Origin of the sequence: Aequorivita sp. H23M31 (assembly GCF_004022485.1) — a bacterium.
GTDB lineage: Bacteria > Bacteroidota > Bacteroidia > Flavobacteriales > Flavobacteriaceae > Aequorivita > Aequorivita ciconiae.
Genome location: NZ_CP034951.1, coordinates 542,352 through 557,096 on the forward strand (window position 1 = coordinate 542,352; position 14,745 = coordinate 557,096).

General features: G+C 38.7%; 12 protein-coding genes. 4 read left to right on the plus strand and 8 right to left on the minus strand.

Going from position 1 to position 14,745, the window contains the following annotated elements; translation table 11 throughout:
- Positions 1-15: 15 nt before the first annotated feature.
- Positions 16-495: a hypothetical protein gene (locus EI546_RS02480; protein WP_128249059.1), complete on the plus strand. Its 480-nt coding sequence runs from the start codon at positions 16-18 to the stop codon at positions 493-495.
- Positions 496-633: 138 nt separating this feature from the next.
- Here EI546_RS02480 and bshA read toward each other — a convergent pair whose 3' ends face one another.
- The 8 genes from bshA to EI546_RS02525 all read right to left on the minus strand — a co-directional run bounded on the left by bshA (position 634) and on the right by EI546_RS02525 (position 10,495).
- Entirely contained in the window at positions 634-1,788 is a 1,155-nt protein-coding gene (gene bshA, locus EI546_RS02485; protein ID WP_128249060.1) for an N-acetyl-alpha-D-glucosaminyl L-malate synthase BshA, read from the minus strand.
- 235 nt (positions 1,789-2,023) lie between these two features.
- On the minus strand, positions 2,024-4,942 hold the full coding sequence (locus EI546_RS02495; RefSeq protein ID WP_128249062.1) for a glycoside hydrolase family 3 N-terminal domain-containing protein: 2,919 nt from the start codon (positions 4,940-4,942) through the stop codon (positions 2,024-2,026).
- Positions 4,943-4,959: 17 nt separating this feature from the next.
- Positions 4,960-5,445, minus strand: coding sequence for an ABC transporter ATPase (locus EI546_RS02500; RefSeq protein ID WP_128249063.1), 486 nt, complete (start codon positions 5,443-5,445; stop codon positions 4,960-4,962).
- A gap of 191 nt (positions 5,446-5,636) precedes the next feature.
- Positions 5,637-6,428 (minus strand): (Fe-S)-binding protein, encoded by a 792-nt coding sequence (locus tag EI546_RS02505; RefSeq protein WP_128249064.1) that lies wholly within the window; start codon positions 6,426-6,428, stop codon positions 5,637-5,639.
- Positions 6,429-6,544: 116 nt separating this feature from the next.
- Positions 6,545-6,979, minus strand: coding sequence for an LNS2 domain-containing protein (locus EI546_RS02510; protein WP_128249065.1), 435 nt, complete (start codon positions 6,977-6,979; stop codon positions 6,545-6,547).
- A gap of 39 nt (positions 6,980-7,018) precedes the next feature.
- A complete protein-coding gene (locus tag EI546_RS02515; RefSeq protein WP_128249066.1) occupies positions 7,019-8,353 on the minus strand; it encodes a (Fe-S)-binding protein in 1,335 nt (444 codons plus the stop codon).
- Positions 8,354-8,356: 3 nt separating this feature from the next.
- A complete protein-coding gene (locus tag EI546_RS02520) occupies positions 8,357-9,307 on the minus strand; it encodes an MlaD family protein (protein ID WP_128249067.1) in 951 nt (316 codons plus the stop codon).
- Between the two features lie 54 nt (positions 9,308-9,361).
- A complete protein-coding gene (locus EI546_RS02525; protein WP_128249068.1) occupies positions 9,362-10,495 on the minus strand; it encodes an N-acetylmuramoyl-L-alanine amidase family protein in 1,134 nt (377 codons plus the stop codon).
- A 259-nt stretch (positions 10,496-10,754) separates the two neighbouring features.
- Between EI546_RS02525 and EI546_RS02530 the strand changes: the two genes are divergently transcribed.
- From EI546_RS02530 to EI546_RS02540, 3 genes are all read left to right on the plus strand, one after another.
- A complete protein-coding gene (locus EI546_RS02530; protein ID WP_128249069.1) occupies positions 10,755-13,547 on the plus strand; it encodes a putative LPS assembly protein LptD in 2,793 nt (930 codons plus the stop codon).
- A gap of 221 nt (positions 13,548-13,768) precedes the next feature.
- Positions 13,769-14,149, plus strand: coding sequence for a Rid family detoxifying hydrolase (locus EI546_RS02535; protein WP_128249070.1), 381 nt, complete (start codon positions 13,769-13,771; stop codon positions 14,147-14,149).
- Positions 14,150-14,212: 63 nt separating this feature from the next.
- Complete coding sequence (locus EI546_RS02540) at positions 14,213-14,677, plus strand: hotdog fold thioesterase (protein ID WP_128249071.1); 465 nt, start codon at positions 14,213-14,215, stop codon at positions 14,675-14,677.
- Positions 14,678-14,745: the final 68 nt, after the last annotated feature.

Consider the following 14,745-nt stretch of genomic DNA (forward strand, 5'->3'; position numbering starts at 1 on the left):
ACTAAAACTAAAAATATGAAAAAGTACATTTTTTTAATTCTCGTAGTCGTAGCTTTCGGATATGAAGGAACCGCTCAAGAAATTTCGAAGAACGCAATAGGATTAAGATTGGGAGATAATGATGGATTCGGTCCAGAAATCAACTATCAGCGACATGTTGGTGATAACAATCGCCTTGAGTTCGGGTTTTCTTGGCACAATTACAAACACAGCGATGGAATAAAATTAACAGGTATTTACCAATGGCTTTGGAACATCGATGGTGGATTCAATTGGTACGCTGGACCAGGTGCGGGATTAGGGATGGTTAGTTATGATAAAAGATATTACGACGGTGGATCTGACACTTACGCCTTTATAACAGGTACAGTAGGTATTGAGTATAATTTTGATATTCCACTTATGTTATCTCTTGATGCAAGACCCCAGTTCAACCTGGGTTACAACGATGACCTAGGTTTTGATGTAGGTCTCGGAATTCGATATCAATTCTAAAAGTAATTAAATATTCTATATTAAAAATGTCCGACGTATCGGACATTTTTTTGTAATCTAAAGTTCCTAATAGCTAAGCTGAAACTTTTAAATTATAAATATTTAAAATTTAGAAGCAAACTCCTAATTTATACCTATTTAAATAATTTTATCTACAGAAGTACATGCTTCATTTTTGATTGCCATCTGGTATAATTTTTCATACATAGGGACTATCTTCTTAGTGTCAAAAACCATCGCAGATTCAATAGCTTGCTTTTTGAACCGTAGCAAACTTTCCTCAGAGTTTAAAATTTTAATGGCATTTTCGGCCATTTCCTCTACATTCCCCACTTCACTTAGATAACCGCTGACTCCTTGAATATTTACTTCGGGCAAACCTCCTGTGTTACTCGAAATAACTGGAACTCCGCAGGCCATGGCTTCCAATGCGGCTAACCCGAAACTCTCCTTTTCCGAAGGAAGGATAAAGAGGTCCGTATAGCACAAAATCTTGTCAACTTCGTTGCTGTTGCCCAAAAAGCGCACTTTTTCCTCAATTCCTTTTTTCTCACATAACTTTTCACATTTTAAACGCTCAGGACCGTCACCTACAATTATTAATCGAGAAGGAATTTTTTTCTGGATACGATCGAAAATTTCGATTACATCCTTTACCCGTTTCACGGGACGAAGATTACTCACATGCGTAATAATACGCTCGTCCGGAGATGCCATAAGGTTTCGCTGGCAATTGCTTACTGAGCTGATCTTTTTTGGGATATCAATAAAATTCGGCACAACGTATATTTCTTTACGAATATCGAAAAGCCTTAAGGTATCATCTTTTAGACTTTGTGATACAGAAGTAACCACATCACTATTGTTAATACTAAAAGTAACTGCAGGTTTATAATAAGGATGGTTTCCTACAAGAGTAATATCTGTTCCATGAAGAGTTGTCACCATGGGAATAAAAATGTTTTCTTCCGCCAACATTTTTTTTGCCATATAGCCCGCATAAGCATGTGGGATAGCATAATGAACGTGAAGTAATTCTATTTTGTGAAGTTTTACCATATCCACCAATTTACTGGAAAGAGCCAGTTCATACGGCTGAAAATGGAAAAGAGGATATATTGGAACTGTAACCTCATGGAAGTGGATGTTCTTGGAAAGAAGTTCCAAGCGAACAGGTTGTTTATAGGTTATAAAATGGATTTCGTGACCGTGTTCTGCCAATGCCAGACCTAATTCAGTTGCCACTACTCCACTCCCACCGAAAGTTGGATAACACACTATTGCTATTTTCATACTTTTTCCCGAATGGGCGATTTTGTTATAATTTTAGACGTTTTGAAACACGACAACGGCACATAAGTGCTTTTGAAACACGACCGCTGCACGAAAAACAACAAAAATTTTGTTCATTATTTCGCTCTATCCCGTTTTGTTGTTTCCTTCTGTCGTGATTCCCTTCAGTCAAGATTCGTAGTTCTCTCAAGTCGTGGTGCCTTTCCGTCGTGCTACCTTCCCATAGTGATGCCCTTCAATAATCAATCGCCTCATAGATAACCTCCTGTATTTTACTGCGGAGATCGCTCTGGATTAATTTTCGGTTTTCAGCATCTGGGAAGGTTCGGTTGGAAAGAAATACATAAACAATTTCCTTATCCGGATCGGCCCACGCGAAAGTACCGGTGAATCCACTATGTCCAAAGCTTGTCATTGACACACACCCACAGGTTGGGCCGCTTGTACCCAACTGGGGTTTATCGAATCCCACCCCGCGTCTTACATTTTTGTCGCAGAAATAACATTTATTGAATTCGTCAAAAACTTCGGGTTTAAAATATCGTTTCCCTCCGTAAAATCCCTTCCAAAGATACATCTGCATTATTTTTGCCACATCGTTTGAATTGCTAAAAAGTCCAGCATGACCACTCACACCTCCCAACATTGCAGCACCTTGGTCGTGTACATATCCTTGAACTTTCTGATTGCGAAAAATGTTATCCTGTTCCGTAGGAGGAATGTTCTCCTTTGAAAATTTACTTAAAGGAATATAAGTGGTATAATTAGCTCCTAAGGATTCATATAAATTTTCCTGTACAATAAGTTCCATTGGTTTATGGAATTCCTTCTCGAAGTATTTTTTTAAAATGTAATAGGGAAGGTCGCTGTATTTGTATTCCAACTTTGGATTAAGGTCACTATCCCGAATAATATCGAAAATACTGTCCATATAATCACGGCGCATATAGAGGTTCTCGGCAACTTTTACATTGAAATCGCTTCCCGCTATATCGGAATAATATTTAGAAGAGACTCCGTTTTTTTTCTCATTAAGTGTATAACGATAAAACGGAAGCCAGGCTTTGAAACGGGCATAATGTGAAAGCATCTGAAGCAAAGTAATATTTGCTTTATTGGAATGTTTATAATCGGGTAACATCTCCGAAAGCTTGGTGTTTAGGGAGAGTTCTTTCTGATCTACCAATTCCATCACAATAGGAAGCGATGCCAGTATTTTGGTGAGCGAGGCCAGATCATACACATTGGTGTCCCTTACCGGAATCTTTTTATCATATTCGTGATACCCGAAATTTTTCTGATAGATCACCTTTCCCTTTCTAGCAACCAAAATCTGGGCTCCTGGAAACATTCCCTCCTTAATCCCCTTCAGGGCCATGGAGTCAATCTTTCGCAGTTTATAACTATTCATCCCCACACTCTCAGGAGTACCGTATTGAAGTCTCTTTAAGGTTTTGGTTTTTAAATAGGTATTCACGGGAAAATCCTTACCTAAAGAAATCGGTAACTTTCCCAAGGCCTCTCGTGCACCAAAAATTAATTGGGCGGAAAGTTCTTGTGAAATTTTACTGTTCTGATAGGAAATTAAAATCCCCTCAATATTTGCGGTAGTTTTTAAATCGAGCATTGCGTAAGGTCGGGCAAAAACATCCAGAATCACAGTATTGGTCCGTGAAATTTCGTATAGCCATACCAATTCCTTATCCGTGAACTCAAATTTCTTCCAGGGGTTAGCGTTCGATTTATGGAATCCTACAATTACATAATTGAATTCTTTCAGTTTTTGAACATATTCATCAAGACTATTAGCTTTCACCCATGTAACGGAGGCGTATTTTTTCAGTTCATTCAAAAAATATTCACCTGAGTCGTCACCCAGGTTCACGTAAGCTATGTTCTTCTTTTCAAGATCTTTTATGGGTAAAATTGCCCTATCATTTTTGATAATAGTAAGCGCATTGGCCATTGCTTCTTCATAAAGCGCATCATCATTGACAGTATTTAAATTGTCGACTAAATAAGTTGTATTTACTGGTTTATAATGGTTTAAACCAACCTTGTATTTGGCATAAAGTATTTTTTTTACCGAAGATGCCAGTCTTTTTTCGGTAATAATCTGTCCTTGATAAGCTGCTAAAAGAAAATCCACCGCTTTGGGCACATCCTCAGGAATAAGCAGTACGTCGTTTCCGGCAAGAAAGGCTGCCAATTCAATTTCGCCGGGATTTTTATAATTTGATGCTCCTTTCATATTGAGAGCATCGGTAAATATTAATCCATTAAAACCAAGCTCCTCCTTTAAAAGCCCTGTAACTATTCTTGAAGAAAGTGAAGAAGGAAAGTTGTACTGCGGCTCAAGAGCCGGCACATTCAAGTGCGCAACCATAACCGAGCTTAGACCCTCATTTATCATTCTCCTATATGGATATAATTCTAGGGAATCCAACCGTTCTTTTGAAAAATCCAAACTAGGGAGAGTTTTATGACTGTCCTTATCTGTATCGCCATGACCTGGAAAATGTTTGGCGCTGCCCATAATGCCAGCACTTTGCATTCCTTTAATAAAAGCAATTGCCTTTTCCGTTACATTTTCCCTGTCTTCGCCAAAGGAACGATTACCGATAATAGGATTTTTGGGATTGGTATTAATATCCACCACAGGCGCAAAATTGATATGCACTCCCAAACGCTTGGCTTGTTCGCCGATCCGTTTGCCCACTTTCTGAACAATTTTATTATCCGTTATGGCGCCAAGGGTCATATTCCAAGGAAAGGCATAAGTAGAATCGAGTCGCATGGCGAGTCCCCATTCTGCGTCCATACCCACCATTAAAGGTACTTTGGCTAAGGCTTGAAACTCATTGTTAAGCTTTGCCTGGCGCATGGGACCACCTTTGGAAAAGATAACCCCTCCAATATGATAGTTCGAAATTAGGTCTTTAATTTTATCGCTTTTCACTTTAGGGTCGCTGGAAAAAATATCCACCATAAAAAGTTGACCTATTTTTTCCTCGGTGGTCATAGAATCATAGATGCTATCGACCCATTTTTTCTGATTTTGAAAATCGTCCTTAACAATTAGAGGATTCCTTTCTTGGGAATAGAGCTGAAAAGAAAAGAGAATAGCAAAGCCTGCAAACAATAACTTTTTCATATTTATGAAGGCCTTTATTATGATAAGAATCTACTGTGCCAGCTATCTTTCGCCGGAACTTCCCAATTTTCCTGATATTCGGATTTAGTATTAACCAGATTATTAAAAACGACTGTGTTTTTTGAAATTGATTTATCTTTTGCCATTTTTTTGAAGTCCTCCAAGGTTTTGTAGGCAATATATTCACCTGAGTAAAAGGTTACATTCATTTTATCTAGTAGATCAATATCATATTTCTCTTGAAGAGACTGGATAAAATGAACGGAAGCATCAATACTACAACCTGAAGCAGAAGCATTTGCCTGATTGAGCCCGATAACAATAAAACGATTATACTTAACTTCCAGGGCGGCTTCAAGCTCCGCACCGTGTGCGGTCCATTTGGTTAAAAACTCATTGGATTTCTCCGTTATCTCAGCAACTTCCTCATCGCTCAATTTTCGGTTTGCTTGATAGACCCAAACTCTGGAATCGTCGGGTAGATTTTTGAATTCTGTCAACATCGTATTTTCTTTTTCATTTTTTTATACCTTCAAAGTAGTAGCAACTTACTTGAAGGTTCGTTTAATTTTTTTTGTGATATTTTTTAGCAGGGGAAGTAATTCTCCCCAATGCTAAAAAGATGTGTTATGATCCTCTTTTTGAAAGTGGCCGGCCACTTTCAAAAAGAGATCAAATTCTTTAATCGGAAGATTTATAAATCCTCGGCGTTGGCGATCATTTCAGCAACGTCCATTACCTGAACCTTATTTTCTACATTTTTGGCTTTTACTCCATCGGTCATCATCATCATACAGAACGGACAACCTGTTGCAATTATTTCAGAGGTGGTCTCCATGGCTTCTTCCGTTCGTTCCACATTTATATCCTTAGTTCCCGGCTCTGGCTCCTTAAACACTTGTGCTCCACCGGCTCCGCAACAAAGACCGTTACTTTTATTTCGGCGCATTTCTACCAATTCCACATCAAGTTTTCTTAGAAGATCGCGAGGGGCTTCGTATTCACCATTGGCTCTTCCCAGATAACAAGGATCGTGAAAAGTAATTTTCTTCCCTTTAAACTTACCTCCCTCAACCTTTAAACGTCCTTCATTAAGAAGGGATTTTAAAAATTGGGTATGATGCATTACTTCGTAATTACCGCCTAAACCCGGGTATTCATTTCCTATGGTATTAAAACAGTGGGGACAAGCCGTTACTATTTTCGTTATTCCGTAACTGTTCAATGTTTCAATATTTGTCATGGCCTGCATTTGGAACAGAAATTCGTTTCCCGCCCGTTTTGCGGGATCGCCATTACAACTTTCTTCTGTTCCCAACACGGCAAAATCTATCTTGGCCTTATTCAAAATTTTCACAAAGGCTTTCGTTATCTTTTTTGCGCGATCATCAAAGCTACCGGCACATCCTACAAAAAAAAGTACCTCCGGCATTTTGCCCTGAGCTGCATATTCAGCCATTGTCGGGACTTTTATTGGTTCACTCATTTTTTAAATTTTCAAGTTTCCTGTTTTTAAATTTCAGTTCAGGTTTAATCCCTCATCTTTCAGGTGCCCCAACTCCTAAAGGGGAGCTATGGAATTGCCAACTAGGATTGTATTTTTTAATCTTCAAACACTTCAATCGTTATATTTTTTTCCACCAAGTCGGTAAATTTCCCTTTATAGCGAGTGGCTTTTACTAAATGGTTATCCACCCAATGATAATTTCCACCACGTGGTTTCCCCATTAAAATAGAATGGTATTTGAAGCCATGTTTATTTAACCAAGTTTCAGTAATTTCTCTATGAGCTTCCGTTCTGGAAGTAAAAAAACAGATTATATGGCCTTCATCGTACCACTTGTTTAAGGTTTTCAAGGCATCTGGAAAAGGTTCGCAGGTTATCATACGTTCTGGCTCCTCATTCGGGATATCCTCAGTGATGGTACCGTCTATATCGATTAAATAGTTTTTAACGCCTTCCGGTAGAATAGGACTTATATCATTGTTCCCTTCTAATTTATCCTGCAACATTTTTTCTATTTCCTCGGACTTCATTCTATCTAATTTAAGAAACCGTTGTTCTCAATCCTCAAATTAATTTTCATCTTTCCAATTCAAACGGTCCATCTGATTATAAGGCCAAGGTGCACCGTTGTTTTCAATATTCGTCATAGCCACATTCAACTCTTGTGGAGCGGCTGATTGCTCCATTACCAAGAACTGCCTCATATCCATAATAATACCCATGGGTTCTATACTTACCGGGCAAGCTTCAACACAGGCATTGCAAGTGGTGCAGGCCCAAAGTTCCTCACGCAAAATATAATCGTCTAGAAGTTGTTTTCCATCTGGCTTAAATTCTCCATTCTTGTCTATGTTCCTCCCCACTTCTTCTAAACGATCTCGCGTATCCATCATTATCTTTCGTGGAGAGAGCAGTTTGCCAGTAATATTGGCAGGACATACACTTGTGCAACGTCCGCATTCGGTACAAGTGTAAGCACTAAGCAACTGAAATTGATTTAAGTCCATAACATCACTCGCTCCAAACTTGGAATGGGCAGGCTCTGGAGCCCCTTCGGCAGGAGCTGCAAAAGGGTCAACGTTTGGATCCATCATCATTTTCACTTCATCTGTAACCGATTTAAGATTGGGGAATTTTCCCTTAGGGACTACCCTACCTAAATAGACATTCGGGAACGCAAGAAGTATATGCAGATGCTTTGAAAAGTATAGGTAATTCAGGAAAACTAAAATCCCGAAAATATGCAGCCACCAAGCCCCACGTTCAATCCCTACTAATCCATTTACAGAGACATTATCCAAAAGAGGCAGAAAGTATTGGCTAATGGGAAATGCACCAGCCTTAGTATAATGTTCAGGTTGTAATATCTGTAATTTTTGGTCTGCCGCATTCATGGTTAAGAAGAGCAGCATAAGGACCATTTCGAAATAAAGGATAAAGTTCGCGTCATTTTTGGGCCAGCCTTTCATTTCGCGTGCCCAAAATCTTTTTAATCTCTGAATATTCCGTCGGGTCCAAAATAAGATGACCCCAACTAAAACAAGAAAAGCCAAGACTTCAAAAGTAGCAATGAGGAAATTATAAAGTCCCATCGGAAGTAAAGTGGAAAGAACGCGGTGGGTTCCAAAGATTCCGTCAATAACGATTTCTAATACTTCAATGTTGATGATTATAAAACCGACATAAACAAAAATGTGCAACAGTCCAGGAACAGGTCTAACCACCATTTTCGATTGTCCCAACGCAATTCTAAAAACATTTGCCCATCGCTGGCCTTTGTGATCGGAGGCATCAACTTCGTGCCCCAGTTTAATGTTTCTGATGATCTTACGGATATTAAAGGTAAAATACCCAATACCCGCAGCGAGTAGAATTAAGAAAATAATATTTGGAATGTACTGCATGATCTAAATGTCAGGATTATCAGGAGCTTCGTATTCTCGGGCTCTTTTTCCAAAAAGCGAGAAATGCACATAGCGTTTTGGATTTAGTTTTAAGTCTTGTAACAGTTCCTCCAATTGACGGGATGCACCTTCAAGATTTTCATAAAGTTTTTCGTCCTTCAATAACTTTCCAATCGAGCCCTCGCCATTATCCACGCCACTTACAATTTTATTCATTTTATCCACAACCTCTTGTAGATCTGTCGCCAATTTGCCCGTTTCTAATTTTGATAAAGAGTCAGTTAATTGAGCAAGGTTGCCGGCGGTCTTATCAAGATTAGTAAAAGTGTGGTCCAATTTATCTGTATTATTTGCCAGAATATGGTTCAGATTTTCAGAAACGCCAGAAAAGGAATTCAATGTATTATTGAGGTTGACTATGGCTTCCTTAAGATTTTTACGGGTTTCGAGATCGATAATATCATTTACGTTTAGCAAAAGGGTATCCATAGTCGCTAAGGTATTACTCACTTTTTTCTCAATAGGTCCCAATGCTTTACTCACAGCTGTAAGCATACCATCCTCCACGTCTCCCACGAGAGTATCGCCACTTTTGGCAATGTTATGCGAATCGTATTGTGGAAAAATACCCAAGGATTTCCCTCCGATTAAACCAGCACTATAAATTCTAACAACACTATTTTTGGAAAACTCAAAGTCTTTTTCAACAGAAAATTTGACTACCAAACTTCCCTTTTCATTGGCAAAAGAGATATCCTGGACCTTTCCAACGGTAAGCCCGTTAATTGTTACGGGAGCAGCTATGGCCAAACCTTCCACGTTTTGGTATTTTACAAAAAACTCCCGGTTTTTTTCGAGCAGGTTGGTGCCTTTTAAAAAGCTATACCCGAATATTAGCAATAGAATAGCGCCAATGGCAAGAATCCCTGTTTTTACTTCTTTCGATAGTTTCAAATGAGTAGTTTTAGATGATGGGCAAATTTAAGTGATAAATATAACGAACTCCCACTAATTGGCTTTCGATTTTAACACTTGGGAAACATTTACTTTTTTCCCTTCCTTAAAGGCTACAATGTAAGCGGAATCAAAACCTTTTTGCCGTGCGAAGGTTTTCATCATTTCGATTTTGTTATAATCCGAGGTCTCTCCATAATAGTACTTATATAATCCATCTTCCCTAACTCGCGACATCTCTTTTAATCCTTTGAAATTCTGAGGTTGCAAATCCAGTTTCTTACTGCTTGCCGCCAGTTGGACCTTGAAAATAACCCCTTTGTAAATATCTTCTTTGGTTTCCTCAATGGCTTTCTCCACTTTTATTTGTTCTATTTCCGGATCACGCAACTTTAGGTTGGTATTTGCTTCTGATAAACTTGAGATATACCTTGCAATAGCATTGGAAATTTCACGGGCCATCTCGGTCTGTCCCTTTTCAGAATTAAGATAAGCACCCTCTTTCTTATTGGTCAAAAATCCTGTTTCAATTAAAACGCTGGGCATATAAGTGTTGTGCAGCACCCAGAATCCAGCTTGTTTCACACTTCGGTCATTTTGTTTTAAATTTTGAACAATATTATTCTGGACCAAACTGGCCAACAGAATACTTTGGTCCAAATATTCTTCCTGCATAAGGACCATGCCAATAAGAGATTCGGGAGCGTTGGGATCAAAACCACCATATTTTTCTTCATAATTCTCTTCAAGATAAATTACCTCATTTTCCTTCTTTGCCACTTCAAAGTTTGCTTGGCTCTTATGAAGGCCTAGGACAAAAGTTTCAGTGCCAAAAGCTTGTGAACTATGGGCATTGCAATGAATGGAAACAAAAAGATCGGCATCATTCCTATTCGCAATTGCTGCACGTTCACGAAGTTCAAGAAACACATCGGTTTTACGGGTATAAATAACCTTAACATTTGGAATTTTTTCCAAGGCAGCTCCTGTTTTAAGAACAATACTCAAGGCAATGTCCGATTCCTTATATGCCTTATTGTGCCCCGTATTTCCTGAATCATGACCTCCATGACCTGCATCTAATACAACCACAAAAGGTTTTACAGGATTTTCGGCAGCAGTGGCAACAGGAAAAGTGAAAAACAGACTTATAATTAATACGAAAGAGAAAATTATTTTCGTTTTCATGAGATTATACATTTTTTGGTAATTCAGGTAGATAAGAATTTACGATTCCCGCTAATAAAGGGTTGATGGCATTGTGCTAATTCGTGTTTCCTATTGAATTGAACGATTTATATAATTGATTATTATTTCAAAAAAGAACCAGGAAATGAAATTTCCGTGTTCTACAAATCAGAACTATTCTTTTTGTTAAAAATGAAATAGACCCACATTTTTCGAAAATCTCATTTAAAAAAACATACCCGAGAAAATATGTTTATTTTTGAGCGTTTCAAATACTGAGCCAAATCTACAAAATAATCGTATCGGAGCATTGCGAACCCTCAAGCATTACTTAACAATCTTCTTAACATTCCTGCTAACCGTTGGCGGGTTTTTATATGGTCAGGAGATACCTGTAAAGACGGAAACCAAGATTATCATAACTGATACTTTGGAAAAATCTCCCAGCTTGGAAACAGATACCCTTTCCCTGAACTTTAAAAGCTTTTTAACCGAAACCAATGAGCGCGTTAAGGACACCGTAAAGTCTGACACCCTTATACCTGTAAAAGAAGTGCTTGCCGACGTTGTGGAGTATTACGGCGAGGATTATGTTTACTTGGACCGCAAGGAAAATAAGGTTTATATGTACAATAAGGCATATATAATCTATGAGGATATGCGCATAGACGCAGGTTTGATCATTCTGGATTATAATAAAAACGAAGTGTACGCAAAAGGAATTGATAGCGCGGGAGATTACCGTCAACGTCCTGTTTTTATCCAGGGAAGCAATAAGGTAGAACCGGATTCTATCCGGTATAATTTCAATTCGAAAAAAGCATTGGTCTTCAATAGTAGAACGGAACAAAACGGATTTAACGTAATCTCCGAGGTGACCAAAAAGGTAAATGATTCTGTAATCTATCTTAGAAACGTTCGCTTTACTACTTCTAAGAATATTGACGATCCTGAATATTATTTTTATACACGAAAGGCTAAATTTATTCCGAAGAAAAAAATCGTTACCGGACTTACCAATATGTATATAGCGGATGTTCCCACCCCGGTAGGATTGCCTTTTGCTTATTTTCCATTAACAGAAGATCGCACATCCGGATTTATAATTCCATCCTTTGGAGAAAACAATAGTCGTGGATTCTTTTTTCAGAACGGAGGCTACTATTTTGCAATAAGCGATTATCTGGATATAAGCGCAATGGGTGATTATTATACCAATGGAAGCTATGCTCTGCGAGGCGAATCCAGTTATGTAATGCGCTATAAATTTCGAGGAAATGTTAGTGTACGATTCGAAAACCTGATAGATGGCGAACGAGGCTTTCCAGGGTTTAGCCAGTCAAGCATTTACAACATCCGTTGGACCCACACCCAAGATGCCAAAAGCAGTCCGAGCTCACGCTTTTCGGCATCGGTAAACTTGGGAAGCAGCAAGTATTTTACGGAATCTATTAACCAGACCAATAACGCAAGTGCCTTGGTAAACACATTAAGTTCCTCGGTATCCTATTCCAAAACCTTTGAAGGAGATCCCCAAGTGAACTTTACCATTGCCGCAACCCATTCCCAGAATACGCAGACACAACAAATATCCATGTCCTTGCCAAATTTGAACGCTAGCGTTTCGAGGATCTATCCCTTTGCGCCCAAGGATGGTACAAAAAAAGGAATTATTGAAAATATAAACTTCCAATACAATCTCACAGCCGAAAACCGTATTCAAACTACGGATTCGCTTTTTTTTAAGCCCGAAATGTTCCACAATGCCCAGGTTGGCGCGCAACATAGCATTCCACTTACTACCAACTTTAAGGTTTTGAAATATTTAAGTGCCTCCCTTGGCAGCAATTACCGCGAAACTTGGATGCTAAAGACGACACGTCAATATTATGATGAAAACGCTTTCAATGGCCGAGGTGGTATTGTAAAAGATACTATTTCAGGGTTTGACAGTTACCGGACTTATAATTTTTCTGCCAGTTTGGGAACCACGGTTTATGGATTGTTCAACTTTGGAAAAGATAACAAGATTCAAGCTTTGCGCCACGTGATGCGCCCTACTGTGGGATATGTAGTAAACCCATCTTTTGATAGATATTATGATGAATTCCGTATACCACTAACGGCAGAAGAGGCGGCCGGAGAGCTCGTTCAATATTCAAGATTTGAGAACACTCTTTATGGACCTCCAGGCAAAACTTACTCGAGCAGTATTGGGTTGGGACTTAGCAATACTCTTGAAGCCAAGGTTAGAAACCGTGATACCACTGCCACAGAACCAAAAAAAGTAATTTTATTGAACAACTTGAACTTCAGCACCGCTTACAATCTTGCGGGCGACTCACTGCAATGGAGCGACTTGAGGTTTTCAGGAAGTATTCCCGTTGTTCCAAAATTGGATTTCAACTTTAGTGGCTCGTTGGATCCTTATGCTTTGGATAACAATAATCGAAAAATAGACGTGTTCAATATTGACAACGGAGGAAGTCTCTTTCGACTTACCAATGCCAACGTGAGTATTAATTATTCTTTTTCGAGTAAGGATTTTGACAAACGCACAACCAGTAAGGATAGGTTAGAGAATGAAACCTTTAGGAATGGTGGGCGACCGGATGATCTTTTTGGAGAAGCGGCCGATATTTATGATGGCCAAATCTATGAAGATGAAAGTCCGGAAGAGGAAGAGGCCAGAACCAATGTAGATTGGTATAATTATTCCATTCCGTGGGATATGCGCTTGGCTTATACTATAACCTATGCCAACGATCGCCGACAAAGCGAGATTTCTTCACAATCCCTTATGCTCAGCACCAATCTTACGGTGGCTCCTCGATGGACCGTAGGAGTTTCTTCGGGATATGATTTTAAAAATAAGGGTGTCACGCTTACCCAATTCCGCTTCCAGCGAGATTTGGAATCGTGGCAGATGAGCTTTAACTGGACGCCAATAGGAAGTATCAATACTGCGTGGTATTTCTTTATTGGAATAAAATCTTCTATGTTGAGTGATATTAAATACGATAAACGAAGAGAAAGTGATAAGCGGCTTTAAATGAAGCTGAAGATGAATTTTGAACAATCGTTTTTTAATACGATGGATGGAGACAGGACTTTTTGAACTACGAAACCCATAAATTACCAAACTCATACCTTCGATGCCTTTTGAAATCAAAAAGAATTATATATACTTCAAATAACTTTTACGATGCTTTCAAAACACTCAGGCATCTTAAACTTGGAATCCTTAACTTCTAAACTCAGAAACTTTTTCCCATGAAAACTATAATAACCACAACAAACGCACCTGCTCCCATTGGACCTTATAATCAGGCAATACTTAAAAACGGGATACTTTACACTTCGGGCCAAATTGCCATAGATCCAAAAACAGGAGATTTGGTTTTGGATGATATTGAAACCGAAACAAAATTGGTAATGGAAAACCTAAAGGCCATCCTTTCTGCTGCTGGAATGACTTTTGAAAATGTTTTAAAAAGCACAATTTTTATTAGTGATATGGACAATTTCGGTAAGATAAATACTATTTATGGCGGCTATTTTAATGAAGAAACCGCACCCGCCCGCGAAACTGTTCAGGTGGCAAAACTTCCAAAATCTGTGAACGTCGAAATTTCGGTAATTGCTGCCCTTTAACCACAAACCCGATGATTTTGTACCTTTGATATTTAATTTAATTCCCTCTATATTTATTCAAAAATGGTTGAAAACACTTTTGATTTAATAAAACATACTTTTGAAGAAAGCATTCCGCTTCATAAATTCTTGGGATTGGAAATTATGGAGCTGGACAATTCCTTTGTAAAAATTAGAGTTCCGTTTAAAAAAGAATTGGTCGGCGATTTTAGGACCAATCGATGGCACGGTGGAATTATAGCCACTATTATGGATTCTGTTGGCGGCGTAATAGGTGCGACCCATTTCACTTCAATGGAAGATAAAATTTCCACCATCGACCTAAGAGTAGATTACCTAAAAGGTGCCGAACCCATTGAAGTCATTGTCGTGGGCAAAATAGTAAGAATGGGAAACAGAATTCTTGTCGCTAAGATGAAAGCGTTTCAAAACGACGAATTAATAGCTGAGGGTAAAGGAGTTTATAATTTTGTGCGAATGAATAACGAAAAAACGGAGGACGAAGGAGACGAAATTCGGGGAGACTGAAGATGAAAGATTTAAAACGTAAAATGAAAGGATTAAATAAATAAAACAGTCTTAGGTTCTTCCAGCTG

Coding starts and splice junctions, on each gene's coding strand:
- bshA (WP_128249060.1), bottom strand. CDS start 1,788: ATGAAAATAGCAATAGTGTGTTATCCAACTTTCGGTGGGAGTGGAGTA.
- EI546_RS02510 (WP_128249065.1), bottom strand. CDS start 6,979: ATGAAGTCCGAGGAAATAGAAAAAATGTTGCAGGATAAATTAGAAGGG.
- EI546_RS02505 (WP_128249064.1), bottom strand. CDS start 6,428: ATGAGTGAACCAATAAAAGTCCCGACAATGGCTGAATATGCAGCTCAG.
- EI546_RS02540 (WP_128249071.1), top strand. CDS start 14,213: ATGGTTGAAAACACTTTTGATTTAATAAAACATACTTTTGAAGAAAGC.
- EI546_RS02515 (WP_128249066.1), bottom strand. CDS start 8,353: ATGCAGTACATTCCAAATATTATTTTCTTAATTCTACTCGCTGCGGGT.
- EI546_RS02495 (WP_128249062.1), bottom strand. CDS start 4,942: ATGAAAAAGTTATTGTTTGCAGGCTTTGCTATTCTCTTTTCTTTTCAG.
- EI546_RS02500 (WP_128249063.1), bottom strand. CDS start 5,445: ATGTTGACAGAATTCAAAAATCTACCCGACGATTCCAGAGTTTGGGTC.
- EI546_RS02535 (WP_128249070.1), top strand. CDS start 13,769: ATGAAAACTATAATAACCACAACAAACGCACCTGCTCCCATTGGACCT.
- EI546_RS02525 (WP_128249068.1), bottom strand. CDS start 10,495: ATGAAAACGAAAATAATTTTCTCTTTCGTATTAATTATAAGTCTGTTT.
- EI546_RS02480 (WP_128249059.1), top strand. CDS start 16: ATGAAAAAGTACATTTTTTTAATTCTCGTAGTCGTAGCTTTCGGATAT.